The sequence below is a fragment of the Leifsonia virtsii genome (assembly GCF_030433675.1).
In the GTDB taxonomy this organism is placed as follows: domain Bacteria; phylum Actinomycetota; class Actinomycetes; order Actinomycetales; family Microbacteriaceae; genus Leifsonia; species Leifsonia virtsii.
In genome coordinates, this window is record NZ_JAROCB010000003.1 from 153,903 (window position 1) to 178,397 (window position 24,495).

Annotated in this window: 25 protein-coding genes; 5 read left to right on the plus strand and 20 right to left on the minus strand. The window is 71.5% G+C overall.

The features are described from left to right. Positions 1-43: 43 nt before the first annotated feature. The 3 genes from P5G59_RS11575 (at position 44) to P5G59_RS11585 (ending at position 3,540) form a co-directional block, all read left to right on the plus strand. Positions 44-982, plus strand: a complete 939-nt coding sequence (locus tag P5G59_RS11575; RefSeq protein WP_301219038.1) for a helix-turn-helix transcriptional regulator — start codon at positions 44-46, stop codon at positions 980-982. A gap of 43 nt (positions 983-1,025) precedes the next feature. Next, positions 1,026-2,504 (plus strand): aminotransferase class I/II-fold pyridoxal phosphate-dependent enzyme, encoded by a 1,479-nt coding sequence (locus P5G59_RS11580; protein WP_301219040.1) that lies wholly within the window; start codon positions 1,026-1,028, stop codon positions 2,502-2,504. A 73-nt stretch (positions 2,505-2,577) separates the two neighbouring features. Then, on the plus strand, positions 2,578-3,540 hold the full coding sequence (locus P5G59_RS11585) for a hypothetical protein (RefSeq protein WP_301219042.1): 963 nt from the start codon (positions 2,578-2,580) through the stop codon (positions 3,538-3,540). Positions 3,541-3,565: 25 nt separating this feature from the next. On the opposite strand, the gene P5G59_RS11590 is transcribed toward P5G59_RS11585, so the two are convergent. From P5G59_RS11590 to P5G59_RS11625, 8 genes are all read right to left on the minus strand, one after another. Continuing rightward, positions 3,566-4,447 (minus strand): manganese catalase, encoded by an 882-nt coding sequence (locus tag P5G59_RS11590; protein ID WP_301219044.1) that lies wholly within the window; start codon positions 4,445-4,447, stop codon positions 3,566-3,568. Positions 4,448-4,660: 213 nt separating this feature from the next. Further along, a complete protein-coding gene (locus tag P5G59_RS11595) occupies positions 4,661-5,815 on the minus strand; it encodes an MFS transporter (RefSeq protein WP_301219045.1) in 1,155 nt (384 codons plus the stop codon). Between the two features lie 4 nt (positions 5,816-5,819). Then, entirely contained in the window at positions 5,820-6,656 is an 837-nt protein-coding gene (locus P5G59_RS11600) for a carbohydrate ABC transporter permease (protein WP_301219047.1), read from the minus strand. Then, positions 6,650-7,645 carry a carbohydrate ABC transporter permease gene (locus P5G59_RS11605; protein ID WP_301219049.1) on the minus strand — a complete coding sequence of 332 codons (996 nt, stop codon included), beginning with the start codon at positions 7,643-7,645 and terminating at the stop codon, positions 6,650-6,652. Before P5G59_RS11605 ends, P5G59_RS11600 begins: the two co-directional genes overlap by 7 nt. Beyond that, positions 7,642-8,964: an ABC transporter substrate-binding protein gene (locus P5G59_RS11610; RefSeq protein ID WP_301219051.1), complete on the minus strand. Its 1,323-nt coding sequence runs from the start codon at positions 8,962-8,964 to the stop codon at positions 7,642-7,644. The genes P5G59_RS11605 and P5G59_RS11610 overlap by 4 nt, the downstream gene beginning before the upstream one ends. 361 nt (positions 8,965-9,325) lie before the next feature. Then, positions 9,326-10,426: a LacI family DNA-binding transcriptional regulator gene (locus P5G59_RS11615; RefSeq protein WP_301219052.1), complete on the minus strand. Its 1,101-nt coding sequence runs from the start codon at positions 10,424-10,426 to the stop codon at positions 9,326-9,328. A 34-nt stretch (positions 10,427-10,460) separates the two neighbouring features. Beyond that, the gene (locus tag P5G59_RS11620) at positions 10,461-11,381 is read right to left on the minus strand and encodes a PfkB family carbohydrate kinase (RefSeq protein ID WP_301219053.1); all 921 of its coding nucleotides are present in this window, start codon (positions 11,379-11,381) and stop codon (positions 10,461-10,463) included. Between the two features lie 7 nt (positions 11,382-11,388). After that, positions 11,389-12,390 (minus strand): SIS domain-containing protein, encoded by a 1,002-nt coding sequence (locus tag P5G59_RS11625; protein ID WP_301219055.1) that lies wholly within the window; start codon positions 12,388-12,390, stop codon positions 11,389-11,391. 259 nt (positions 12,391-12,649) lie between these two features. On the opposite strand from P5G59_RS11625, the gene P5G59_RS11630 reads away from it, so the two are divergent. Then, complete coding sequence (locus P5G59_RS11630; RefSeq protein ID WP_301219057.1) at positions 12,650-13,546, plus strand: SDR family oxidoreductase; 897 nt, start codon at positions 12,650-12,652, stop codon at positions 13,544-13,546. Between the two features lie 59 nt (positions 13,547-13,605). Here P5G59_RS11630 and P5G59_RS11635 read toward each other — a convergent pair whose 3' ends face one another. The 12 genes from P5G59_RS11635 to P5G59_RS11690 all read right to left on the minus strand — a co-directional run bounded on the left by P5G59_RS11635 (position 13,606) and on the right by P5G59_RS11690 (position 23,566). Then, on the minus strand, positions 13,606-14,112 hold the full coding sequence (locus P5G59_RS11635) for a DUF6328 family protein (RefSeq protein ID WP_301219059.1): 507 nt from the start codon (positions 14,110-14,112) through the stop codon (positions 13,606-13,608). Further along, positions 14,109-14,588 carry a CinA family protein gene (locus P5G59_RS11640; RefSeq protein ID WP_301219061.1) on the minus strand — a complete coding sequence of 160 codons (480 nt, stop codon included), beginning with the start codon at positions 14,586-14,588 and terminating at the stop codon, positions 14,109-14,111. Before P5G59_RS11640 ends, P5G59_RS11635 begins: the two co-directional genes overlap by 4 nt. A gap of 164 nt (positions 14,589-14,752) precedes the next feature. Then, on the minus strand, positions 14,753-14,959 hold the full coding sequence (locus tag P5G59_RS11645; protein WP_301219063.1) for a CDGSH iron-sulfur domain-containing protein: 207 nt from the start codon (positions 14,957-14,959) through the stop codon (positions 14,753-14,755). Next, entirely contained in the window at positions 14,956-15,993 is a 1,038-nt protein-coding gene (locus tag P5G59_RS11650; protein ID WP_435871256.1) for an iron-containing redox enzyme family protein, read from the minus strand. The genes P5G59_RS11645 and P5G59_RS11650 overlap by 4 nt, the downstream gene beginning before the upstream one ends. Positions 15,994-16,102: 109 nt before the next feature. Continuing rightward, entirely contained in the window at positions 16,103-17,056 is a 954-nt protein-coding gene (locus P5G59_RS11655; protein WP_301219065.1) for a glycosyltransferase family 2 protein, read from the minus strand. A 10-nt stretch (positions 17,057-17,066) separates the two neighbouring features. Further along, positions 17,067-17,561 (minus strand): DUF4383 domain-containing protein, encoded by a 495-nt coding sequence (locus P5G59_RS11660; protein ID WP_301219067.1) that lies wholly within the window; start codon positions 17,559-17,561, stop codon positions 17,067-17,069. 88 nt (positions 17,562-17,649) lie between these two features. After that, on the minus strand, positions 17,650-17,994 hold the full coding sequence (locus P5G59_RS11665; RefSeq protein WP_301219069.1) for a PRC-barrel domain-containing protein: 345 nt from the start codon (positions 17,992-17,994) through the stop codon (positions 17,650-17,652). After that, positions 17,981-18,385, minus strand: coding sequence for a hypothetical protein (locus P5G59_RS11670; RefSeq protein WP_301219071.1), 405 nt, complete (start codon positions 18,383-18,385; stop codon positions 17,981-17,983). Before P5G59_RS11670 ends, P5G59_RS11665 begins: the two co-directional genes overlap by 14 nt. After that, positions 18,382-19,614: an NRAMP family divalent metal transporter gene (locus tag P5G59_RS11675; RefSeq protein ID WP_301219073.1), complete on the minus strand. Its 1,233-nt coding sequence runs from the start codon at positions 19,612-19,614 to the stop codon at positions 18,382-18,384. The genes P5G59_RS11670 and P5G59_RS11675 overlap by 4 nt, the downstream gene beginning before the upstream one ends. Continuing rightward, positions 19,611-20,060 carry a hypothetical protein gene (locus P5G59_RS11680; protein ID WP_301219075.1) on the minus strand — a complete coding sequence of 150 codons (450 nt, stop codon included), beginning with the start codon at positions 20,058-20,060 and terminating at the stop codon, positions 19,611-19,613. Before P5G59_RS11680 ends, P5G59_RS11675 begins: the two co-directional genes overlap by 4 nt. A 60-nt stretch (positions 20,061-20,120) precedes the next feature. Continuing rightward, positions 20,121-20,354 (minus strand): hypothetical protein, encoded by a 234-nt coding sequence (locus tag P5G59_RS11685; RefSeq protein WP_301219077.1) that lies wholly within the window; start codon positions 20,352-20,354, stop codon positions 20,121-20,123. 230 nt (positions 20,355-20,584) lie between these two features. After that, the gene (locus P5G59_RS11690; RefSeq protein WP_301219079.1) at positions 20,585-23,566 is read right to left on the minus strand and encodes a hybrid sensor histidine kinase/response regulator; all 2,982 of its coding nucleotides are present in this window, start codon (positions 23,564-23,566) and stop codon (positions 20,585-20,587) included. A gap of 235 nt (positions 23,567-23,801) precedes the next feature. On the opposite strand from P5G59_RS11690, the gene P5G59_RS11695 reads away from it, so the two are divergent. Further along, the gene (locus tag P5G59_RS11695) at positions 23,802-24,449 is read left to right on the plus strand and encodes a response regulator (protein ID WP_301219081.1); all 648 of its coding nucleotides are present in this window, start codon (positions 23,802-23,804) and stop codon (positions 24,447-24,449) included. The last annotated feature ends 46 nt before the right edge of the window (positions 24,450-24,495 follow it).

Genomic DNA, 24,495 nt, shown 5'->3' on the forward strand with positions numbered 1-24,495 from the left:
GCAGCCCTCCCGCTCCCGCGCGGACGGGCGTACCGTCTGTCGCATGTCCGAGCTGACCCGGCTGCGGAGTTCGACCTCCGACCCGGCCGAGGCGGACGCGCTCCTCGCCGCGTCCGGAGGCCGGTTCGCGTTCGCGTCAGAACCCGACGCGGGATTCTCGTTCGACGTCGACCAGATCGTCGACCCGTCGTTCTCGGTCGCCCGCTACGCGATCGGCGGCGAGTGGGAGACCTCGGGCGAGTTCGAGGACCTCTGCATCGTCAACGTGACCGGCGGCTCCTACCGCTGGGAGATCGACGGAGACCGGGCGGATGCGACGCGGTCGCCGTTCCTGATCCGGCCGGGCCACGACTTCATGTGCCAGGCGGTGAACGCCGACATCGTCAACATCTACCTCTCCCCCGCGACGCTGCGCGACGTCGCGCGCACGACGTTCGGCGACGAGCACCTGGAGGTCGTCTTCGACGCGCCGGGCACGCTCGGCCCGCTGCACTCCGACTACATGCTGACCGCGGCGACGGTCGCGGCCGAATACATGGATGCGGGCACCTTCCGCCACCCGCTCGTGCGGGCCAGCCTGTTCCACACTCTGGCCCTCGCGGCCCTGAAGTGCTTCCCGCTGAGCTCCGACCCGCGGGAGAAGGACGTCACGCCTGCCGGGCAGCTGTGGCGGTTCCGGCGCGGCGCCCGGTTCATCGAGGACCACGCCTCGCTCCCGATCACGGTGCTCGACGTCGCGGAAGCGGCCGGCGCCACGATGGCGCAACTGGAGGCGGCCTTCCGCACCCACGCGTCCACCAGCGCCCGCGGCTACCTGCAACGGGTGCGGCTGTCGGCGGCCCACGACGAGATCGCCGCCTCCGGCCCCGCCACCGACCTGGTGGAGCTGGCGGCGCGCTGGGGGTTCGCCGACGTCGACCGGTTCTCCCGCCGCTATCGCGACGCGTACGGCGAGACCCCCGAATCGGCGCTCCTACGCTGACCGGCCCTGCCCTCTCCGCTCGGAACGGTGTACCGCGTGGAGCATGGATCACACGCAAGCGCCCGTGCTGGACGCGCTGGCCGACTACCACCGCCTCGACCGCCTCGGCTTCACGCCGCCATCGCACCGGCAGGGCCGCGGACGCGGCGTCGACGACCGCGTCGCGGCGGTGCTGGGCGGCGCGCTCCGGGAGGACGTGCTCGCCACCGCCGGCCTCGACGATCGGAAGTCGTCCAACGGCTACCTGTCCACCGCGGAGGAGCTCATGGCCGACGCCGTCGGCGCCGACCGGGCCTTCTTCTCCACCTGCGGCAGCTCGCTCTCGGTGAAGGCCGCCATCCTCGCCGTCACCCGCGGCGAGGGCGAGCTCATCATCGGACGGGACGCGCACAAGTCCACCGTCGCCGGCCTCGTCCTCTCCGGCCTGCAGCCGCGGTGGGCCTCACCGCGCTACGACGAGGACCAGCACATCGCGCACCCGCCGGGCCCCGAGGAGTACGAGCGGATGTGGCAGCGCCACCCCGACGCCTCCGCGGCCATCGTCACCAGCCCGACGCCCTACGGCACCTGCGGCGACCTGCAGGCCATCGTCGAGGTCTGCCACGCACACGGCAAGCCGGTCATCGTCGACGAGGCCTGGGGCGCGCACCTCCCGTTCCACGACGACCTGCCGACCTGGGCGATGGATGCGGGCGCCGACATCTGCGTGGTCAGCGTCCACAAGATGGGCATCGGGTTCGAGCAGGGGTCGGTCTACCACCTCCAGGGGTCGCTCGTGGACCCGATCCGGCTCTCGCAGTGCGCCGACGTCCTCGCGACCACCAGCTCCAACGTGCTGCTGTATGCGGCCATCGACGGCTGGCGCCGGCAGATGGTGCAGCACGGGACGCAGCTGATCGGCGACGCCCTCGCGCTCACCGCGCGGACGCGGCAGGCCATCGAGCGCATCCCGGGCCTCCACGTGCTGCACGACGAACTGCTGTCGGAGGAGGCGTCGCACGACTACGACCCGATGCACGTGCTGATCGACGTGAAGGAGCTCGGCGTCTCCGGCTACCAGGTCGCCGACTGGCTGCGCGCGGAGCACCGCATCGACGTCGGCATCAACGACCACCGCCGCGTCGAGGCGACGATGTCGATCGCCGACGACGACGAGACCGCCGGCCGATTGCTCGCGGCGCTGGAGCAGCTGCCCGACGCCGCGAAGGGGATGCCGGAGCCGCCGGCGGTCGCCCTCCCGACCGCGAAGGATCTGGAGCCGGTGATGGCCGCCCTGCCGCGGGACGCCTTCTTCGGCCCGGTGGAGACCGTCCCGGCGGAGCAGGCGGCCGGCCGGGTCGCCGCCGAGCAGGTCACACCGTATCCTCCCGGGATCCCCGCGCTGCTGCCCGGCGCGAAGATCGACCAGGCGATCGTCGACTACCTGCGCACGGGCCTCGCGGCCGGGATGGTCATCCCCGATGCGGCGGACCCGAGCCTCGAGACGTTGCGGGTGGCCCGGGCCCTGCCGCACGAGGAGTGACCACCACCCCGTCTCGGAGCCGACCCCGTGCGCGCGGACGATAGAGTCGACCGGGAAACACAGAGGGGGAACTGTGGACGAACGCACCGACGCGACGACGGAACCGCCCGCGCCGCCCTACGTCAGGGGCGCCGCGACGATCGGGGGAGGGCTGGCACTCGGCGCCGCCTCCGCGCTGCTCGGGCTCGCGCCCTGGCTGGTGACGGGCGCCCGGCTGCCGCTGCAGAACCTCTGGCGGCGCGACGTCCTTCCCGACGCCATGCCGGTCGCCCTGCTGCCGATCAGCCAGTACTACTCGACCCGCATCCTGGTGATGCTGCTCATCGGCGGCGTCCTCGCCGGGTTCGTGGCAAGGCTGCTCCGGCGCCGGTTCCCGACGACGGACTGGGCGACTGCGGTGGGCATCCTGGCCGTGCAGGCGATCGCGACGGTCCAGGCCTTCGCGGTCGTGGCCGAGGGACTGGGCCTCGCGGCACCCGGAGCCGACGCACGGGCCTGGCTGTACTTCGCGGGGATGCTCGGCGGCACCATTGTGTCGCTCGCTCTGGCGCAGGCGCTCTTCTGGCTGATCTCGCGTCGCTCGGTCGCGCCGGCGGCGCTCGGCCTGGCCCTCGCCGCTGTCCCGTTCGCGTCGTGGCTGCTGGTGCTCGTCGTCTTCGTCAGCGGCCCGACCGGGCCGCCGCTCCTCGTCGGCGAACTGTACCGCTGGCTGCCCTCATTGATCGTGGGCGCCGCCCTGGGCTGGTGCGGCGTCGTGCCGTTGCGGCGACTCGGCGTCTGGGCGGTCGGTCTACTGACGATGTTCGTCACGCCTGCTGTGCTGACGGCCTCCGCGTACGCGCTCGGCATGCGGGTACTCGACGGCGACCTCAGGGAGATGGCGGGTGCCGCCGTCCAGATCTTCCCGCGGGCACTCGTCCCCGGCGCCGCGCCGACCGTCCTCGCACTGCTCGTGGCCGCCGCTGTCACGGCCGTGCGCTGGGCGATCGCGCGCCGGCGGACCGAGACGCCCGCCGGAGGCCGCGCCGAGGCGTAGCGCTCCGGCGGCGCGCCGTGCGTCGCTACTCCTTGTGCAGCTTGTCCTGCACCGCTCCCGCGACCTTCTCGACGGTGTTGGGCAGCTCGGTGGTGCCGTAGAACCGGGCGTCGGGATGCGTCGGCGGCGGCATGGGCACCGTCGCCTGCGGGCCGTCCAGGTAGGTGAACTCGCCCTTGCCGTCGGGGGTCGGCCCGCTCGCCCAGCGTCCCTCGGCGGCGGCGGGGCCGTCCGAGAAGTTGATGTACTGGTAGGCGACGTCGCGGTCCTCGTGCGAGAGCGGGAAGTTGCTCGGCACCGGGAGGTCCTCCGCGCCCTCCTCGCGCAGCTCGGCCGCAGCGGCGATCCACTGGTTCTGGTGCATCGTGTCGCGTGCGAGCAGGAACGACAGCAGGTCGCGCACTCCCGCGTCGTCGGTCATATGGAACAGCCGGGCGACCTGCAGGCGGCCCTGCATCTCCGCGTTGGCGTTCGCGGTGAAGTCCGCCAGCAGGTTGCCGCTGGAGGTGATGTAGCTGCCCTGCCAGGGGTTCCCGTTGGAGTCGACCGGACGCACACCGGCGCCAGCGACGATCGCGTGCTGCACGTCCGTCCCGCCGACGACCGCCGCGACGACCGGGTCGTCCTGCACGGCGTCCTCGGCGATCCCGAGCGGCGACTTCTCCAGCAGCTGGGCGATCATCACCGCCAGCATCTCGACGTGGCCGAACTCCTCGGCGCCGATCCCGAACAGCAGGTCCCGGTACTTGCCCGGGATGTGCACGTTCCAGGCCTGGAAGCCGTACTGCATCGCGACGGTGATCTCGCCGTACTGGCCGCCGAGCACCTCCTGGAGCTTTCGCGCGTACACGGCGTCGGGCTTGTCGGGCTTCGCGGTGTGCTGCATCTCCTGACGGTGGAAGAACATGGTGTCCCCTCTCTGGTTGATGCCTCCCAGAGGTACCCACCGTTTCCCTCCACCCCAGCGGTTGACAGCTCCCGGCTCCAAGCGGTGAATTGGCACCAGTCTCCTGCCCTCAGTCGCCACCGGATCCCGACTGGTTGACACAACACGCCGCGGGCGCTGACGCGGCCACGGCGTGTTGCGTCATCCAGGTAGCGCGAGGGGTGGCGTTGCCGGTCAGGGGGCGGGGCGCGGGCGCAGCCCGGGGGCGAGCGGGAGGAGCGCGGCGAGGACGGAGGCGGCCGCGGCCGCGACGAACGGGCCGGCCGGGCCGGCCGCGTCGCCCAGCAGGCCGGCCACCGCCGTGCCGGTCGCCGCGCCGATCAGACCGGCGGTGTTGAGCCACCCGAACGCCTCCGGCGTCGCCGACTCGGGCAGGGCTTCCGACACCATCCCGTACAGAGCGGCGAGCGACGGGGCGAAGCCGAGCCCCGACAGGAAGAGCACGACGTAGAGCAACGGGATGCCCGGCACGACGCCCGCGGCCGCCGTCGCCAGCGCCACGCCGCCGAGGATCGCGGCGAGCCCGCGCGGCCCGATCCGGCGATGCCCGAACGCGACGCCGCCGATCAGGGAGCCGAGGCTCGACACGGCGATCGCGACGCCGGCCAGCACGCTGTCGCCGTCGAAGCGCGCGATCAGCGCCAGCTCGAGCGCACCGAACGACGCGATCAGGGCGAAGCTCGCGGCCGCCGCCAGCCGCACGGCCCGCGCGAGGAGCACCGTCCCGGGCCGCGACTCGTTGCGCGGCAACCGCACCCCGGCGATGTGCGGCGTCAGCAGGAACCACAGGGTGCCGCCGAGCGTCACCGCGGCCGCGAGCATCAGCGGCGCGCGCGTCGACACCGCGCCGCTCAGCAGCGTGGCGGCGACCGGCCCCGTGATCCAGATCAGCTCCTGCGCCGACGTGTCCAGCGCGAACAGCGCGGGCACCGCCCGCCGCGGCACGAGCCGTGGATAGAGTGCGCGAACCACGGGCATGAGCGGAGGGACCGACGCCCCGATCATCGCCCCGAGCAGTACCAGGAGCACGGGATGCGGCGGCCCGAAGGCGAGCAGCAGCATCCCGGCCGCATTCAGCGCCGCCGCGGCCAGCACCGGCGGGCGGATGCCGAGCACCCCCACCGACCGGCTCACCAGCGGCATCGCGACCGCCTCGCCGACGCTCACGCACGCCACCACGAGACCGGCGAGCGCATACGACCCGGTCGCCTGCCGCACGTGCAGCAGCACGGCGAGCGACAGCATCCCGAGCGGGAAGCGCGCCACCAGCTGCGAGACGGTGACCCGCAGGACCCCGGGGACGCGGACGAGCTCCAGGTACGCCCGCACCCCGCTACTTGCCCACGCCGCCGGCGAGCCCGCGCACGAAGTAGCGCTGGCAGACGAAGAACAGGATCACCATCGGGAGGGCGGCCATCACCATGCCGGCGAACACCACCGGGTACTGCGTCCCGTTCTTCGACATCATGTCGGCGAGCCCGACCGGCAGTGTCTCGACGCCGGTCCCGCTGGTGAAGATCATCGCGAACAGGTACTCGTTCCAGTTCTGCAGCACGTTGAGCACGATCGTCGTCGCGACGATCGGCATGCTCATCGGCAGGATGATGCGCCAGAACGTGGCCGCGCGGGACGCGCCGTCGATGGAGGCGGCCTCATCCACCTCCCGCGGCAGGTCGAGCATGTATGCGCGCATGAGGAACACGGTGAACGGGATGCGGAACGCCGTGTACAGGATCAGCAGCCCGAAGAATGTGTCGTAGAGCCCCCACGCCTGGAACAGCTTCACCAACGGGATCAGCGCGACGGTCGGCGCCAGCATCAGCCCGGCGAGCACGATCACGGTGAAGGTGCGGTTCAGCGGGATGCTCACCCGCGTCAGCCCGTAGGCCGCCCACGCGCTGATGAGCTCGGTGATGAGCGTCGCGAGCACGGTCAGCGAGACGCTCGTGAAGACGAAGTCGCCGACGCCCTGCGTCCAGGCCTTGGCGAAGTTCTGCCAGAGCCACTGCGCCGGGAGGGCGAAGGGGTTGCCGAACAGCTCGGCGTTCGTCTTCAGGGCGTTGGTCACCATCCACAGCAGCGGGTACAGGACAACGACGGCCAGGGCGACGAGCAGCGCCCACACCAGGGCGACGCGGACGCCGCGGCCGAGACGGGCGAGGGCTACCATTCCACTCTCCTCTTGCGCGAGTAGGCCAGCTGGGCTGCGGCCAGCAGCAGCGTGACGACGAAGATGGCGACGCCGATCGCGGCGGCCGAGCCGAAGTCGTTGGTGACGAATCCGGCGTGGTAGAGCCACGTGCCGAGCACCTGGCTGGAGTTGTTCGGGCCGCCGCTGGTCATCACCATGACCTCGTTGAACACCTGGAACGCGCCGGAGATCGTGACGATCATCATCAGCCCGGTCATCTCGCGCACCAGCGGGAGCGACACCTGGAAGAACCGGCGCACCGGGCCGACGCCGTCGAGGTTGGCCGCCTCGTACAGCTCCTGCGGGATGCGCTGCAGCGCCACGGAGAACAGCAGGACGCTGTAGCCGAACCCCTGCCACTGGCTCATCGCGATGATGGCGAAGATGGCGGTGCCCTCGTGGCCGAGCCACGCCTGCGAGAACTGGCCGAGGCCGAGGTTGTCGAGGAAGACGTTCAACAGGCCGGTCTGCGGCTGGTAGATGAAGTAGAACAGGAGGCCGGCGACGGTCAGCGAGATCGCCGACGGGATGAAGTAGATCGCCCGGAACGCTTTGCGCCAGCGGTCGCTGCGCACGCTCTCCACGATCGCCGCCAGCACGAGCGCGCCGAACACCTGGAAGACGATCGACAGCACCGCGTACCAGGCGTTGTTGCCCAGCGCCCGCCAGAACACCGGGTCCTGCGCGAGGTCGGCGTAGTTGTCCACGCCGACGAAGGTCTGCTCGCCGCTGTAGATGTTCCACTTCAGGAAGCTGAAGACGATGTTCTGCAGCAGCGGCCAGTAGACGAACACGGCCAGCACGGCCAGCGCCGGGATGAGCCAGACCAGCCCGCGCCACCCGGCCGGTCCCCGGCCTGTCCTCCGGGAGCCCGCGCCGGGCGCCGGGGCCGTGCGGCCGCGACCCGGCCCCGAGACGGGGACGGGGCGCGGCCCCACGGGGGCCTGGGGCGCCTGGGTGGTCGTCATTTCGCCTTCTCGGACGCCTGTCGCACGGCCTTCAGGGCGGCCTCGGGGGTGAGGCTGCCGGAGACCAGGCCCTCGGAGACCGAGACCCACGCGTCGCCGACGGACGGCACGTTCGCCATGTCCAGCCAGACCACGGTGGACTTCGCGTCGTTCACGAGCTTGGTGCCCTCGGCGACGGCGGGCGTGGCGATCTGGTCGGTGACCACATCCTTCACGGCGCTCGGCTGGCCGTAGGGCGGCGAGGAGAGGGTCGTCGCGTTCTTCTCGTTCATCACGAACTTCATGAAGTCGAGGGCGAGCGCGGCGTTCTTGCTCTTCTTGTTGATCATGTAGCCCTCGGGCGCGGCCTCGAGCGCGGTCGGGTCGCCCTTCGCGTCCGCCGGGGCGGGCAGCGGGAAGATGCCGAAGCCGTCCTTGGCGAGCTGGCTGTCCTTGGTGTTGACCGAGTCGAACTCGATGAGCTCCTGGTAGTACATGGCCGCCTTGCCCGCAGCCTGCTGCTGCTGGGCGGTGGTGTACGTGACTCCGTTCGAGTTGCCGCCGTCGCCGGTGCACTCGGTGACGAGCTGCTGGAACTGCTTCATGCCCTCCAGGTACCCCTGGTCGGTGTACTTCGCGGTCTTCGGCAGCAGGTCGGCATCCCGGACCTTCTGCGGCACGTCGTAGGCGAAGAGCTGGCCGAGGTAGTGCAGGCCGGGCCAGCCGTCCTTGTTGCCGAAGGCGATGGGGACGTAGCCTGCGGCCTTGATGGTCGAGCAGTCGGAGATGAGCTCGTCGAACGACTTCGGGATGTCGAGGCCGAGGTCCGTGAAGACCTTCTTGTTGTAACCCATGAACTTGCCGTCGACGTACTGCGGGATCCCGTAGTACTTGCCGTCGTACTTGAAGGCGTTCAGCGATCCCTCGCCGAAGGTGTCGCCCCACGCGGTGCCCGGTGCGATGACGGAGCTGAGGTCGACGGCCAGCCCGTTCGCGGCGAAGTTCTCGCCCCAGTTGCCCGCGTAGCTGAAGTAGATGTCGGGCAGCGACTGCGAACCGATCAGGACCTTCTCCTTGTCCTTGATCGCGTTGTCGTCGGTCTCCTGCGCGAGGGTGATCTTCACGTCCGGGTGGAGCTTCTTGTAGTCCTTCACCAGGTTCTCGAAGTACGAGCCGAGCGGGTCGCCCGCTGCGGCGGTGAGGATGCTGATGCTGCCGGAGTAGTCCGGCTTCGCCGAGATGTCGGCGGCGCCGGTGCCGCCTCCCGAGCACGCGCTGAGCGCGAGCGCCAGGACGCCCGCCGCCGCCACCGTGATGGTTCTGGTCTTCTTCACGCTCATCTCCCGTCATGCGGGTCGTGCGGTCGGGGTGTCCGCTGACCCGTCCTTGGATCGCCTCACGGTCGCGTCGCGCGACCGATTGCGATGACTATACGGGAAATTGATACCGGTATCAACTGTGCCCAACCAAAAGCACGACAGCCCCTCCCCCGGGCCGGTCGTCCGTTCGTGACGAATCGCGTCCGCTCGTCACGAATCGCGACCGTTCGTGAGGAATCGCGGCCATTCGTGACGAATCGGGGCCGGTCGTCGATTTGTGACGAATCGCGCGCGTTCGTCACGAATCGCGGCCGGTCGTCACGAATCGCGGGCGGTCGTCACGAATCGCGGGCGGTCGTCACGAGCGCGGGAGTCGCGCGGGTCAGGCGCGCGTGGGCGGCGGGGCGACGGAGGCGCGCTCGACGAAGTCGGCCTCCAGAACGTGGGTGGCGACGGGGGCGTCGCTGCCGGCGACCCGGGCGAGCAGGCACTCCGCGGTCAGCTCGCCGAGCTGGTGCATGGGCTGCGCCACCACCGACATCGGCGGCGTCATCACGCTCGCCCAGGAGCTGTCGTCGAACCCGATGAGGGACACGTCCTCCGGGCAGCGCAGCCCGCGCTGCCGCAGGGCGCGCAGCGAGCCGGTGAGCGCATCCGTCTCGGTCGCGAAGATCGCGGTCGGCGGGTCGGAGAGCGACAGCATCCCGAGCACCGCCCTCGTCGCCTGCGGCTCGTTCTTCAGCACGTGGGTCACGAGCGAGGTGTCGAACGGGATGCCGGCGAGCTCGAGCGCATCCAGGTACCCGAGCAGGCGCTCGCCGTCGGACCACAGGGCGTGGTCGATGATGCGGCGCAGGTCGTCCGCGTCCGCCGCCGGCTCGGTCGTGACCGGACCCCACACGAACGCGATCCTCCGGTGCCCCTGCTCGATCAGCGACGTGACTGCCTGGCGGGAGGCCTCGCGGTTGTTGATGACGACGGCGTCCGCATCCACCGTGTCCACCAGGCGGTCGAGGAGGACGAGCGGGATCTCGCGCTTGTGCACGATGTCGAGGTGCGGGAGCTGCGCGCTGCGCCCGGCGGCCGGCGCGAGCGCGATCCCGTCGACCTGCTTGTCGACGAGGACCTCAATGGCCGCGGCCTCCAGCTGCAGGTCCTCATCCGTGCTCAGCACGAGGACGTCGTAGTCGGCCTTGCGCGCCGCGTCGCTGATGCCGCGGAGCACCCCGGCGAAGAACGGGTTGCCGACGTCGGCGAGCACGACGCCGAGCGTCCTGGTCTCCCCCGTCGTCATGCTGCGCGCGATCGTGTTCGGCCGGTAGCCGAGCTCCTTGGCGACGGCCAGGATGCGGTCCCGCGTCTTCGGGCTCACCGAGCCGTAGCCGCCGAGGGTGCGGGCGACGGTGGCGCGTCCGACGCCGGCGGCCGCGGCCACCTCGGAGATCGTCGGCGAGGGAGTGCGGTGGTCCCGCTCCGTGGACATCGCCACCCCTTCCTGGTCCGGGGCGGCCGCCGCCCTAGCCCGCTTCGCCCGCCGCGACCGGCGGGAGCGAGGGCACCCGCGCGGCCTCGTCGACGACGCGCCCGTGACCGAACGCGCCCTCGACCGTGCACTGCCGCGCGGCGAACTGCGCCGCCCGGCGCATCGACCGGTGCAGCGCCGCGCCGCCGGGCCGCGCATTCCTGCGCCAGCCGGACCGCAGCAATTCAACCACGAACGCGCTCACGTAGGCGTCGCCGCAGCCCATCGTGTCGACCAGTGGACCAGGCACCGGCGCCGCGTCGGAGTAGTAGAACGCGTCGCCATCGAACAGGACCGCGCCGTCATCCCCCTGGGTCCCCAGCACGAGCGACGGCCCGTGCGACGCGATCCTGCGCAGTTCGGCCCAGGTGTCCGTGCGCGACATCGACCCGAGCGAGACGAGGGCGAGGTCGACCCACGGGCCGACGGCGTCCAGGTACTCGGGCGTGCGGAACTCGGGCTCGGACGAGAAGTCGTACGACCGCAGCGTCCGCGTCTCCGCCAGCTTCGGCAGCTCCGGGATGACGCCGGAGTACGCGCTGGAGTGCACCAGCGAGAAGCCGGCGATGTAGCGCTTGTCGTCCTCGCCGATCCGCACCGGATCGCTGATCGTCACGCCGCCCTGGTTCCAGCCGAGGAAGCGCCGCTCCCCGTCGACCGTCTCGATCTCGGTGACGCCGTTGGGCCCGGGGCGCACCGAGGACCGCGAGGTGTCGACCCCGCAGTCCTCGATGGCCTGCCGCACGAAGCGCCCCTGCTCATCGTCGCCGAAGACCCCCAGGTAGGCCGCCTCGGCGCCGAGCTGCCGGGCGAACACCGCGACGTTCACGGCGTTCCCTCCCGGATACTCGACGCCGCGGTCGACGAACCGGTCGACGATGTTGTCCCCGAGACCGAGGACGCGCACCGTGCTCATCGGCGCCTCAGTACGCCACGACGCGGTAGTACCGGCGCAGGTCGAGGGAGTGGTCGCGCACCTGGGCGAGGTGCTTGCTGAAGCGGTCGACGACCGCGTCCGCCACGATCGGCGCCAGGAGGCCGCGGAACTCGTCGCTCACACCGGGCAGCTCGTAGTCCTTGGTGTCGATGACGGTGACGTCGTCGCTGTACTCCTTGGCGAACGCGATGACGCGGTCGGTGAGCGGACGCGTCTCGTCCTCGCCGGCGAACACCAGGATGCTGGTGTCCTTCTCGATGAGCTCGAGCGAGCCGTGGAAGAACTCGGCAGCGTGGACGCGCGTGGTCGTGAGCCACTGCATCTCCTCGAGGATGCACATCGAGTACAGGTAGGTGAAGCCCCACAGCTGGCCGGATCCGGTCAGGAAGTGGTAGTCGGTGTCCGCGTGCTTCTCGGCGAACGCGCGGCCGATCGGGTCGGCCTGCTTCGTGACGGCGATCAGCGCATCCGGGATGGCCTCGAGGTCCTTGACCAGGCGCTCGTAGCCGTCGAACTCGCCGCGCAGCGACAGCAGCTTGGCGCCGAAGGTGAGGAACTGCACGTCGAACGGCCACGCCTTGGGGGCGGAGAGCAGCACCTCGTCGACGGCGGTGGCGATCGGGCTGTCGGCCTGACCGGTGAAGCCGACCGTGAGGGCGCCCTTCTCGCGGGCGAACTCGACGCAGTCGAGGATGTCCTCGGTGGTGCCGGAGACGGAGGCGAAGATCGCCACCGAGTCGGGGCCGAACTGGGGGTCTGGCGCGAGGATGAACTCCTTGCCGATGACGGCGCGCACCGGGAAGGCGGAGCGCGTCTGGAAGAAGCGCTCGTACGGCAGCGCCGCGGCGTAGGTACCGCCCGCGCCGATGAAGTAGATGTTCTTCCAGCGCCCGGCGCTGACGCGCTCGGCCAGCTCCTCGATCTGCGACCGCAGCGCGACGGTGCTGCGCACCTGCTCCAGGAATTCCTCTTCGTTGAAGCCCAGCATGTGTCTCCCTCCACCGATCCGTTTTGGTACCGGTATCAATTCGTCTCAATGCTGGCACAGCGCCGCCCCTTCCGCAACATCCCCCGTCCCTTCCCGGCGTCTCCCGGGTCTCTCCCCGCCGAGTTGCACGTCGTGGCGGGTAAACGGGTCGAATAGCCGCCACGACGTGCAACTCGAGGCAGCAGGATGGCCGCTACACCGGGACGGGAGGGGATGCAGCCCCCTGGACGGGCGCGCGCGGAGTGGTTGCGTGGCGGGTATGCCAGAGAACCAGTACACCTTCGACAACCCTGTAGAGCGGTACCCGGTCATCTCGCCCGACGAGACGCAGGTGCCGGAGCCCGGCCTCGAGAGCGACCTGCAGCCGCGTGCCGACCTCGGCGAGGACAGCTACGTCGGCTCCGGCCGCCTGACCGGCCGGAAGGCCGTCGTCACCGGCGGCGACTCCGGGATCGGCGGGGCGACCGCCATCGCCTTCGCCCGCGAGGGCGCCGACGTCGCCATCGTCTACCTGCCGGAAGAGGAGGAGGACGCCCAGCGCATCGCCGGGCTGATCCGCGACGCCGGACGCACCGCCGTCACCATCCCCGGCGACCTCAAGGAGCGCGCGTTCAGCGACGAGGTCGTGAAGCGGGCGCTCGACGAACTAGGCGGCATCGACATCCTGGTGAACAACGCCGGGAAGCAGATCGCGACCGAGAGCCTCACCGACATCCCCGACGAGCAGTTCGACCACACAATGAAGACGAACATCTACGGGATGTTCTGGCTGACCCGTGCGGCGCTCCCGCACCTCCCGGCGGGTGCGGCGATCATCAACACGACCTCGATCCAGGCGTACCAGCCGAGCGAGACCCTGGTGGAGTACGCCACGACGAAGGCGGCCATCAACGCCTTCACGAAGGCGCTCGCCCAGCAGCTCGCGCCGAAGGGCATCCGCGTGAATGCGGTCGCGCCCGGGCCGATCTGGACGCCGCTGCAGGTGAGCAAGGGCCAGCCGCCGGAGGCGATCTCCGAGTTCGGGCAGCAGACCCCGCTCGGACGCCCCGGCCAGCCGGCCGAACTCGCCCCGGCATACGTCTTCCTGGCGTCGCCGGAGTCGAGCTACGTGCTCGGCGAGACGCTGGCCGTCACCGGAGGCATGCCGACGCCGTAGCCGCGGGGCCCGCTTCGTCGCGGGTTCGGTCGGAACTCGGCCGAACCCGCGACCCTGGCCTATCGGCGGGCGTGCCGCCGCCGCGCCCGCTCCCGCACCGCCAGCGGCAGCACCGCCCAGATCACCAGCAGCAGCAGGAAGACGCAGCCGGCGGCGATCATCCCGGCCGGCGGTGCGAGCAGGAAGTCGACGATGAACAGCACGATCCCGGTGAACAGCAGGGAGGCGGCCGCCAGGCAGACGATGAGGAGCTTGCTCCCGAGGCCCACGAGCTCGGCCTTCGCCCGCTGCCGGAACAGGAGCCGGTGGAGGCTGACCGGCGCGAGCGCCAGCAGCGTGATCACGACGGCGAGAAAGACCAGCACGAGGTAGACGCCGACGTCGAAGGGCGGCAACTGCGTGAAGCGCTGCTGGAACGGAAGCGTCAGCAGGAACGCCGCGAGGATCTGCGTGCCGGTCTGGAAGACGCGGAACTCCTGGAGCAGCTCATTCCAGTTGCGGTCGGCCCGCTGCTCCGCCGTCTCGTTGCGGCCGTCGCCCGGGGCCGCGTCGACCCCCTCCGTCACCGCTTCGCCTCCTCCAGGTCGCGGGCGAGGGCGGCGAGCGCGGCATCCACCGTTGCGTGCACGACCTCCTCCGGATCGCCGTCGAGGTGGAGCTCGTCCACGGTCAGCGCGCCAGGCCTGCCGTGCGCGAGGAAGACGGTGCCCGCGGGCTTGCCCTCCTGCTCGCCCGGGCCGCCGGCGCCGGTCACCGAGGCGACCACGTCCGCGCTGAGCAGCCTCCCGACGCCCGCCGCCATCTGCTCGGCGCACCGCGCCGTGATGACCGGGCCGGGCGTGACCCCGAGCACGTCGAACTTGACGTGCTCGGAGTAGGCGACGACCCCGCCGGCGAACCAGTCGCCCGCCTGCGGGGACGCGCCGAGGGCCGAGGCGATGGCGCCGCTGGTGAGCGACTCCGCCACGGCGACGGTCATGCCGGCGGAAGACGCGAGGTCGGCGATGCGCTCGCCGAGGTCGGTGATGCTCTCCGTCGTCATTCGGTCTCCTCAGCCGGCGTCGCTGTCGCCCTCGTCGCCCTCTGCCTGCGACGGCTTGTCGACGATCTGCTGCTCCGCCTCCGTGTTCTCATCATGGCGGTCGTTCTCGGTGTTCTGGGGGTCGGACATACCGGCTCCCTCCTTTCTTCGGTGGTGGACTCCGGTCAGCTGTCGGTGCGGAAGTGCACGGCCTTGTGGCTGCCGTCGCAGAACGGCTTGATGGTCGAGACCCCGCAGCGGCACAGCGCGACCGTGCGGCGGTGCTGCTCGATCGGGGTCCCGTCGGGCGTGGTCAGGTCGATGTGACCGCGGACCAGCAGAGGGCCGTCGGGGCAGGCGACGATGACCGGCTCCTCCTCGTGCCCGCTCATGCCGCCACCGCCACCGGCTCGCGCAGCGAGCTGCGGCCCGCCTCGAACGCCTCCAGCATGCGCTGCCCGGCCAGCCCGTCGACGTACAGGCAGGCGGCCGCGCCGAACACGATGTCGGGCAAGAGTTCGGGATGCTGCTCCGCGAGCCCGCCGGCGAGGTCGCGGCCGGCGATCTGCTCGTGGACGGCATCCGCCTCCACGTGCTCGTCGTAGTACCACGTGACCGAGTCGTCGTGCCCGAGCCTTCGGAAGCCGTTGCCGTAGAACCGGTTCGGGATGGACGAGGTCATCTCGAAGGCCGCCAGGTGCCCGGTGATCGCACCGCGCAGGCTGCGGTTGAGGCCGAACATCGACATCATCGTGAACGACGCCAGGGTGCTGGCCGGGACGTTGTCGATGTAGGCGCCGTAGGAGTCGTCGAGCCCGAGGTTGCGCATGGTCCGCCCGAAGATCTCGGCGTGGATGCGCTCGGGCCTGCCGCCGCCGTACTCGTCGGCCTGCACCTCGACCAGCGCGGCCTTCGCCCGGCCGGTGAGCCGCGGGATGGCCCAGGAGTGCGGGTCCGCCTCCTTGCGCGTGTAGATGGAGCGGTGGATGACGAACTCGACCGCCTGCTCCTCCGTCGCCTTCTTGGCGAGGAAGCGAGAGAGGCTGGGGCCGGCGTCCTCGGCGGTGAGCTCGAACAGGTGCGCGGCCACCGCGTCCGCGTTCGGCTCGGGGAGCTCGCCGACGGGCACGCGTTCGCGGAGCTGACACTCGTACTCGCGCTCGATGGACCGGCGGGCGCGCAGGAGCTCTGGATGCCACTCCCACTCGTCGTCGGCCTCGACGGTGTCGCCGTAGTGGAGTCCGTACAGCACGAACAGGGTCAGCTGCAGGTCCTCGTCGGCGAGGAGGTCGGGGCCGGCGGCGAGAGCCTCGGCCGTGCGGTCGGTGAAACGGACGACGTCGTCCGACGGGATGGCGGGGTCGGTCTGCAGCGCGTCCAGGAGCGCCTCGCTCACCGGCCCCCGCGGGGTGATGCGTGGTGTCATACCCCGACAGAACCGGCAGCGCGCTCGGCGGTCAAGTGGTTGCCAGCCGCAACGATTCGTGCCGAATCGCCGCAATTCGCGACGAATGGCGCTCATTCGGCACGAATCGTCAGCGCGCGAGGCGGCGGCGCAGGGTCCGGAGCGGGGTGGCGGCGCGCCGGAGGCGGCCGTCGGAGTAGCGGACACCGCCTCGCGCCAGCGCTCCGAGCGCGAGCCACACGCACACCGCGCGCTCCGCGAGCCAGAGCGGAGCCCACAGCGCGGCGGTGGCAGGGAACAGCCGCCGGCCTCCCGCACGCCTGCGGCCCACCTCGGCGAGCGCCACGACCCCCACCGCCGCGAGCAGCAGCCGCGCCGGGTGCCGCAGCCAGACGAGGGCGAGCGGCAGCACGGCGAGCTCCGCCACCAGCCGTGCGGGCTGCGCGAGGTCGTCGTACGCCTGCCGGACGCGCTGCCGCAGGAAGTGCCTCACTGCGGGCGGCCGCCGGGCGACGCCGATGCGGTCCGCCGCGACCACCCGGCCGCCCGCCGCCTGCACCGTGCGGATCAGCTCCAGGTTCTCGAACAGCACGTCGCCGTCGTAGCCGCCCGCGGCGATCACGACGCGGCGCCGCACGGCCAAGGTCCCCGGGTAGTCGTGCCCGAGCGCGCGGTTCAGGAGGCTGCGCCCGGTATCCCAGCGGGCATGCCACGGCGCCGGGACGAACACGTTCTGCGGGCGCACGAGGTCGGCCGCGTCGAGCATCCCGACGACCGCCCGCAGCGCGCCCTCGTCGTAGCGCACGTCGTCGTCGGCCAGAACGACCCGGTCGTGCCGGGCCGTGCGCAGCCCGGTCATGACGCCGGCCACCTTCCCGTTGCGTCCCGGCCACGGCTCGACCGGCAGGTGCCGGACTCCGGCCGGGAACGCGCGCGCGTGCGCCGCGAACCGCTCCGGGCCGGAGCCGTCGACCACCGTCACGTCGACCAGCTCGCGCAGGCCGGTGAGGTAGGCGACGAGCTCGTCCAGCCCGGAGTCGTCCGCCCAGCGCAGCGGCAGGACGTACTCGGCATCGACCCCCATCCCTCAGTCCTCAGGCGCGAGCGGCCGGGCGGTCGACCCCCGCTCCGCGCGGGCTGAGGAAGACGCCGAGCGCGATCATGGCGACCGCGAGGATCAGGTGCAGCCAGTTGTCGGCGTTGTTCAGCGGCACGAAGTTGGCCGGGTGGTCCCCCGCGAAGAACAGGCCGTAGAGCCAGATGACGGCGTAGACGATCCCGCCGATGACCAGGTAGTTGCGCGAGCCGATGCGCGACCTGGCGAAGGCGAGGCCGGCGACGCCGTACAGCAGGTGCACGAGGTTATGCAGCACGGACACCTGGAAGAGGCCGAGCAGCAGCGCCCCCGAACCGTGGCCGGCGAACGAGAGCTGGTCGTAGTTCGACGTGATGCCCGGGATGAAGCCGGCGAGGCCGACGACGAGGAACACGATTCCGAAGACCAGCGCCGCCTTCTGGACGGCCGTGCCCGCGTAGCGGCGGTCGTCCCGGTCGGCGAAGCGGCGGTCGGACGGGTCTGCTGTGGTCATGGTTGCTCCCTTCGAGCGGTGGTGAGGTTGTCCCTCATCTCACGCAACCCGCGCGGTGAGCACCGCGTGACCCCTTGACATCCGCCGGTCATCCCTGCGCTTCCTGCAGCCGCGGGGAGTAGAGCGTGGCGCCGGGCCTCAGCCGCACGACGTCCCCGGTGAACGAGGCGAGGTCGGCCCACAGCACGAGCACGGAGCCGCGCGCCCGCCAGCGCAGGAAGCGCGCGATCAGCGCGGGCGCATCCACGTCCGTCCGCTCGTAGCCGGCGAAGGAGCTGTGCGAGTGCGGGCTGACCACGAGGCCGTACAGGCGCGCGGCGGACAGCATCCCGTCAGGCGGGCCGTCCAGCGCCAGGCGCGCGTCGACGACGACGCCGAGGCGCTCGCCGTCGGCCGTGAGCACCGGGCTGCCGAGCAGGTCACTCAGGATCATGGCGACCTCCCGGGATGCGCGCGATCACGTGGTCGCGCACCCACCGCTCCGTCCAGCTGGCGTCGAGCGAGTCCGCCGCGACGCCGACCTTCACCACCGTCTCGACGTCGGCGACGACCTTCCACGGGATGCGCACGAAGCGCGAGTCCGGCAGGCGGCCGCCGAAGATCCTGGTCATCAGGATGGGACCGGTCAGCAGCGCCTGCACCACCGGCGGCTTCTCCGGGTCGAGGTGCGCGAGGTCGTCGGGCGTGGTCAGCTCGAGGTCGTCGACCGTCGTGACGGGCACGCCCCCCGGGTCGAGGATCTGCCGGTCGAGCAGCTCCAGTCCCGCGTCCATGATGCGCCCCGCGACGGCAGGAGGCATCGGAAGGTTCGTGTGGTCGCTCATGCTCCGGCTCCCGTCACGATCATCAGAGGGATGGCGGCGATCGAGGCCACCAGGATGATGGCGAGGAACAGCAGCCCGACGGCGTTCGTCACCCTGCCGTTGACGCGGTCGCCCATGTACTTCGGGTCGTTCGCGATGATCAGGATGGGCAGATAGGTCAGCGGCAGCGCGATGGCCGAGAAGACGACCGAGATCTCCGTCACCTGCACGGGGTCGACCCCGGTGAGCAGGATGCCGAGCCCCACGACGAGCGACAGGATCATCGCAGCGTGGAAACGGGATGCGCTCGCCGGGCGCCGGAACTTGCCCCACGGCCAGCCGAAGAACTGCGCGAGGGTGTAACCGCTCGAGAGGGTCACCTCCAGCGAGGCGCCGAAGGTGGCGGCGACGAAGCCCAGGATCGCGACGATCAGCCCGATCTTGCCGAACGCCTGCGCGATCGGCAGTGCGGTCTCGAACAGCGAGGTCACCGCGATGCCCTTCGGCAGCAGCACGATGGCGGCGCACGCGGCGATCGAGAGCGACAGCACGGCACCGAGCGGGAAGCCCACCAGGACGTTGACGCGCGACTGCGCGAGATCCTTCGCCTTCCACTTCTCCTCGATGGCGCCAGACGAGAAGAAGAACACCTCGTACGGGGTCATCGCGGCGCCGAACAGGGCGACGGCGTAGTACCAGTAGCTCGCGGGGGTCTCGTCGGTGTGCGGCGAGGGCTGCTGCAACAGCTGCGAGCCGAGCGCCGACCAGTCCGGGTGCAGGAAGAAGATCGCCACAGCGAAGACGACGAGGGCGAGCCCGAGCAGCCCTGTGACGTTCTCCATGATCGAGAACTTCACCCGCCAGACGACGATCCAGACGGCGAACGCGGCGACCGGGAACCAGAGCGCCGGCTCGATGCTGGAGGCGAGCTGCATCGCCAGCGCGATGCCGCCGATCTCCGCGGTGAGGGTCAGCAGGTTGATCAGGAAGGACGCCGACAGGTTGGCGACCGCCAGCCTCGCGCCGAGCCGCTCCCGGATGATCTCGAACGTGGCCCTGCCGCTCACCGCCGCCACCCGGCCGGACATCTGGGCGAAGAGGCAGATGCCGATCGTCCCAACCACGACGACCCAGGCAAGGGTCAGCCCGAACCGCGACCCCACCACGCTGCTGGTGACGAGGTCTCCGATATCGACGAAGCCGCCGATGGCGGTGAGCACGCCGAGCGCGACCGCGAACAGGCCCTTCATCCGCGCTCCAGACGCTTGGACGCGGCGTCCAGCTGCTGGGCCAGGCGGTCGAGCGCACGGCGCTCCCGGTCGAGCGCGTTGCCGGAGTCGTGTCCTGCGGCGGACGCACGCTGGGCGGACGCGACCTGATCCTGGGCGGACCGGATGCCGGCGAGGATGCGGTCGCGGCTCGCGCCGATGCCTCCGATCGCCGTCATCGTCGCGACCGATTTCGCCTCGGTCGCCAGGCGGTCGGCCGCGTCGGTGAGGCCGGTGTCCATGACGGTCGGCAGCACCTGGCCGACCTCGTTGAGGCCGAGCACCAGGCCTGCGGCACGGGCGGAGGAGGCCGCCGTGCCCGCAGACTGCGAGAGCGCACTCCTGGCCGAGTCGTCGGCGGAGCATCCCGCCAGCACGCCGACGAGGAGTGCACCCACCGCAGCGGCGGCGAGTCTTCGGTGGATCACGCCGTGGACTGTACGCCCGCTGTGAGAAAGGTGACACTGGCGAGCGCGCAACGATCGGCGCTACATGTCGGGGGCCGTCCGCACGGCGGCGTCACGGCGGAAACCCGCAGTCGCCTCCTCGTAGGTCGTGTGCCGGCGCGCGGGGTGCGAGTCCGCCGGCGGCGGAACGTCCGTCTTGGCGAGCGCGTGCAGCACCAGCTGCTCGATCAGTGCGGCGGCGGTGGTCTCCCGCGCGCGGGCGATGCGTACCAGGGCGGCGTATTCGCGCTCCCCGAGACGGATCGTGAGGGGCATCCCAGCCGGGGCACGGCCCGGTCCATGTACGGATGCCGGCTCCGTCAGTTCGGCACTGTGAGATTCCTTCATGTCCGAAGCCTGTCATAAGAGAGCGCTCTCGTCATGACCCAATTTGTTCGGGAAACGCACACGGGCGGCCGTGGCCCATTGCCGTCGCACGGTCGATCCTTGCATGATCGGACGGTCGCGCCTCAGACGCCGCCCCGTCCCCCCGGTCCACGGCAGCGTCAGCGCGGCACCTCGTCGGCGGGGTCCTGGTCTTCGGGTGGCCTGGACCCCGCCGCCATGATCCCGAGGCCCTCCTCCAGCCGCTGCACGATGTCGGCGGGCGACACCGTCCCCCCGCCGAGTGTCAGGGCCATCGCCCCGGAGGCCGCGGCGCCGACGATCCGGTGGATGCGCGGGTCGGCCGCGCGATCGCCCAGCGCCCGCTGCGCGCGTTCCGCCGCGGTCGAGAGCAGCGCGGCGAGGCGCTCGCCCTCCTCCGGCGTCGGAGCGTGCGCCGCCAGCGCTGCGGCCGCCTCGCGCAGAGCGGGCGCGACGAGTTCTTCGAGCACCGCATCCGGGTCCGCTCCCGCGTCCGCCGCGGCGGCCGGGCCGTCCGCCCCGAGGCCGGCGAACGCGGCCTCCAGCGTCGCCAGCAGGGCCGCCGGGGTGAACGGCTTCGCGAGGAAACGGGCACCGTCGCGTTCGACCGCCTCGCGCGTGCCCGGGCCGGGCAGCATCCCGCTCATCAGCACGACCGCGGTCTCCGGATGCTCCGCGGCGAGGAGGCGGGCGATCGCGTCGCCCGAGACCCCCGGCATCATCACATCGGTGAGCACGGCGTCGAACCGGCGGCCGCCCTCGATCAGCTCGAGCGCGTCGCGGCCATGGGCGACCTCGGTGACGAAGCCGCTGCGATCCAGCGTCTGCCGCACCAGCTCGCCGATCGCGGGCTCGTCGTCCACCACGAGCACACGCCGCCCGCCGCCGGGCCGCGGCACGATCCCGGCCGGTCCCGTCGTCGGCCCCGGGGCTGGCGCGGCGGGAGGCGGCGCGACGTCCTCGATCGCCGGCAGCGCGAACGAGACGGCTGTGCCGCCTCCGGGCGCGGTATCGACGCGCAGCTCGCCGCCGTGCGCCTTCACTATCGCGGCGGACGTCGCCAGCCCGAGACCGGTCCCGCTCTCCTTGGTGGTGAAGAACGGCTCCAGGATGCGCCCCGCGGTCGCAGCGTCCATCCCGGCCCCGGTGTCGCGCACCTCGACCCGCACGGTACCGTCACCTGCCGCCGCCGCGATCGCCAGCGTCCCGCCGTCCGGCATCGCGTCGCGCGCGTTCGTCGCCAGGTTCACCAGCACCTGGAACAGCTCCGTCTCGTCGCCCGACACCGCGGGGAGGCAGGCCGGGGCGTCCACCACCAGCTCGATCGACCGCGGGAGCGTCTCTCCGCAGAACCGGCCGACCTCGCGCAGCAGGCCGGCCAGGTCGACGGCGGAGTGCTGCACCTCCGCGCCGCGTGCGAACGACAGCACCTGGCGGATCATGCCCGCTCCGCGCTCCGCCGCCGAATCGACGGCGTCGAGCGTCGCCCGCCTGCGCGGGTCCGGCTCGTCGTCGCGCAGGTGCTGAACGGCCATCAGGATGGGCGTGAGCACGTTGTTGAGGTCGTGCGCGATGCCACCCGCCAGCGTGCCGAGGCCCTCCATCCGCTGCGCCCGGATGCGCTGCTCCTCCTGCCTGCGGTGCTCCGTGATGTCGGAGTTGACGGCGAAGACGCTCACCTGGCCGTCCTCGCCCCGGGTCAGCTGCCAGCGGCAGTCCGCGATCAGGACGGAGCCGTCGGCCCGCCGCTGGCGCAGCTCGCCGACCCAGAACCCGTCGCGCAGCAGGGCTTCCATCGCGCGGTCGAACAGCTCCGGCTCGTCGTACAGCAGCTCGCGCACCGACCGGCCGAGGGCCTCGGCGGCCGGGATCCCGTAGGTGGCCTCGGCGCCACGGTTCCAGTAGCGGATGGTGCCGTCCAGGTCGCGCACCAGGATGGCGTCCCGCGCCGCGTCCAGCAGGGCCGCCTGCGCCTCCACCCGGCGCGTGTACTGGTCGAGCTTGGTGCGCGCCTCCTGGTCCTCCGTCACGTCGCGCACCATGATCGCGATGCCCTCCTCCGTCGGGTGCACGTCGACCTCGAACCAGCGGCCCCACTCGGGCGAGAAGGCGCGGGCGCTTCCGTTGAGGCCGCGATCCATCGCGTCCCGGTACAGCCGCTCGAACGGGCTGCCCAGGGCGGTGGGGAAGTGCTCCCAGATCGTCTTCTCGCGCAGCCTCGACTCGTCGAGTCCGGCCAGCCGGATCGCCCAGGAGTTCGCGAACGTGAACCGCCAGCCGCGGTCGACGAAGCCGATCGCGTCGTGCACCTGGTCGAGCGAGCTGCGCAGCAGGCGCGCCATCGCGCGCTGCTCCTCGCGGTGCCGCACCAGCGCGGTGACGTCGTGGAAGGCGCCGTGCAGGCGCACGACGTCGCCGTTGTCGTCGCGCTCGGTCTCGCCGACGAGGTGCGCGTGGACGCGGCGCCCCGCCGCGTCCACCATCGTCGCCCGGACGTCGAGGGGGACGCCGTCGAGCACGCTGCGCTGGAACGCCTCCCGCACCGCCTTCCTGTCCTCGGGCTCGAAGAGTGCGAGCGACTCGGCATCGGTGGGCACGCGGCCGGGCTCCATGCCGAGCAGGCGGTACAGGTCCTCGCTCCACTCGATCCGGCCGTTCGGGATGTCGACGGACCAGCCCGCGAAGCCCGCCATTCTGGCGGCCATCCGCACCAGCGCCTCGTTGCCCGCCGCCGCCGTCGCCGCACGCTCGACGTCCCCGATGTCACGGGCGATGGCGAGCACCGCCGCGACCTCGCCGTCCTCGCCGCGGATCGGGATGATCGTCACATCGAGCAGCCGGATGAGACCCTCCGGCGTGACGATCCTGGTCACGTAGCGGCGGTTCCGTCCGGCGAGAGCCTCGCGGAACTGCGCCATCGTGTAGTCGACCGAGTCGGGATGCAGTAGCCGGCTGAACGGCATCCCGGCCAGCTGCTCGGGCGTGTAGCCGATGAGCGCGAGCATCGCCCGGTTGGATTCGACGAACCGGCCGGAGAGGTCGACGACGCACACACCGTCGGGGTGGCCGTGGAACAGCGCGTCGAGCCCGTTCAGGCGCAGCGCCTCGGACGGCGTCGTCATCGGCGCGCTGGAGGGCGGATCGGCTGGGGCATGAGGGGGATTGTAGGCGCAGTTTCGGGCCTACACTGTGCGGCATGGTCAGAGCGGACCGTCCTGGGATGTTCGCGCAGCGAACGCGCTCCCTGCCGTCGCGGCCGGTCCGGCGGGAGGCGGCCACAGATACTGGAGGAGAGCGGCTCCCCGACCGGAGCCCGCGACGCCCCTGCGATCGCGTCATGACTAGGGCAGGAGCACGATGACCGACACTTCCGCGCGCACGCGGACCCTTCGCGCCGTGGTCGCCGACGACGACGTCTTCACCGCGTCCATGGTGGCCTCCGCCTTGCGCTCCACCGGCATCGAGGCCGCGCAGGCGACGAGCGCCGAGGACGCCTGGGACACGATCGCCGAGGTCGAGCCGAACGCGGTCGTCACTGATCTGGACTTCGGCGGCGGCGGCTCGGGCGCCGAGCTGCTGTGGCGCGTCCACCGGGAGCTGCCCTGGGTCGGGCTGGTGGTGCTCACCTCGCACCTCTCGCCGGAGCTCGCGGTCGGCGACGACGCCCTCCCGCCCAACGTCGTCTACCTGGTGAAGTCGCAGGTGAAGGACGTGGACGTGCTGGTCGCGGCCGTCGACGCGGCCATCGTCGGCGGCGAGCACCACACCGACGAACCGGAGGGCGACATCCGCACGGTCACGCGGGCGCAGGCCGAGGTGCTGCGGCTGGTCGCCTCCGGCGCCTCCACCCGACGGATCGCGGCCGAGCGCGGCACGAGCGTGCGCGCGGTCGAGACGATGCTCGCGCGCCTGTACACCGCCCTCGGCGTGGACGCCGACGAGCAGGCGAACCCGCGCGTCACCGCCGCCCGGATGTGGCAGCAGGGCCGGGTGCGCATCCGCTAGCCGGGGGCGGGTCGGAGATTCGGCCTCGGTTCGTTCGAATCTCCGA

Bases quoted from the DNA above. Each gene is read 5' to 3' on its own strand.
- P5G59_RS11610 (WP_301219051.1), bottom strand. From the start codon at position 8,964: ATGAGCGTGAAGAAGACCAGAACCATCACGGTGGCGGCGGCGGGCGTC.
- P5G59_RS11580 (WP_301219040.1), top strand. From the start codon at position 1,026: ATGGATCACACGCAAGCGCCCGTGCTGGACGCGCTGGCCGACTACCAC.
- P5G59_RS11615 (WP_301219052.1), bottom strand. From the start codon at position 10,426: ATGTCCACGGAGCGGGACCACCGCACTCCCTCGCCGACGATCTCCGAG.
- P5G59_RS11620 (WP_301219053.1), bottom strand. From the start codon at position 11,381: ATGAGCACGGTGCGCGTCCTCGGTCTCGGGGACAACATCGTCGACCGG.
- P5G59_RS11685 (WP_301219077.1), bottom strand. From the start codon at position 20,354: ATGCCCCTCACGATCCGTCTCGGGGAGCGCGAATACGCCGCCCTGGTA.
- P5G59_RS11645 (WP_301219063.1), bottom strand. From the start codon at position 14,959: ATGAGCGGGCACGAGGAGGAGCCGGTCATCGTCGCCTGCCCCGACGGC.
- P5G59_RS11600 (WP_301219047.1), bottom strand. From the start codon at position 6,656: ATGGTAGCCCTCGCCCGTCTCGGCCGCGGCGTCCGCGTCGCCCTGGTG.
- P5G59_RS11690 (WP_301219079.1), bottom strand. From the start codon at position 23,566: ATGACGACGCCGTCCGAGGCGCTGCGCCTGAACGGGCTCGACGCGCTG.
- P5G59_RS11655 (WP_301219065.1), bottom strand. From the start codon at position 17,056: ATGGGGGTCGATGCCGAGTACGTCCTGCCGCTGCGCTGGGCGGACGAC.
- P5G59_RS11575 (WP_301219038.1), top strand. From the start codon at position 44: ATGTCCGAGCTGACCCGGCTGCGGAGTTCGACCTCCGACCCGGCCGAG.
- P5G59_RS11590 (WP_301219044.1), bottom strand. From the start codon at position 4,447: ATGTTCTTCCACCGTCAGGAGATGCAGCACACCGCGAAGCCCGACAAG.
- P5G59_RS11630 (WP_301219057.1), top strand. From the start codon at position 12,650: ATGCCAGAGAACCAGTACACCTTCGACAACCCTGTAGAGCGGTACCCG.
- P5G59_RS11665 (WP_301219069.1), bottom strand. From the start codon at position 17,994: ATGATCCTGAGTGACCTGCTCGGCAGCCCGGTGCTCACGGCCGACGGC.
- P5G59_RS11650 (WP_435871256.1), bottom strand. From the start codon at position 15,993: ATGACACCACGCATCACCCCGCGGGGGCCGGTGAGCGAGGCGCTCCTG.
- P5G59_RS11605 (WP_301219049.1), bottom strand. From the start codon at position 7,645: ATGACGACCACCCAGGCGCCCCAGGCCCCCGTGGGGCCGCGCCCCGTC.
- P5G59_RS11670 (WP_301219071.1), bottom strand. From the start codon at position 18,385: ATGAGCGACCACACGAACCTTCCGATGCCTCCTGCCGTCGCGGGGCGC.
- P5G59_RS11695 (WP_301219081.1), top strand. From the start codon at position 23,802: ATGACCGACACTTCCGCGCGCACGCGGACCCTTCGCGCCGTGGTCGCC.
- P5G59_RS11660 (WP_301219067.1), bottom strand. From the start codon at position 17,561: ATGACCACAGCAGACCCGTCCGACCGCCGCTTCGCCGACCGGGACGAC.
- P5G59_RS11625 (WP_301219055.1), bottom strand. From the start codon at position 12,390: ATGCTGGGCTTCAACGAAGAGGAATTCCTGGAGCAGGTGCGCAGCACC.
- P5G59_RS11640 (WP_301219061.1), bottom strand. From the start codon at position 14,588: ATGACGACGGAGAGCATCACCGACCTCGGCGAGCGCATCGCCGACCTC.
- P5G59_RS11675 (WP_301219073.1), bottom strand. From the start codon at position 19,614: ATGAAGGGCCTGTTCGCGGTCGCGCTCGGCGTGCTCACCGCCATCGGC.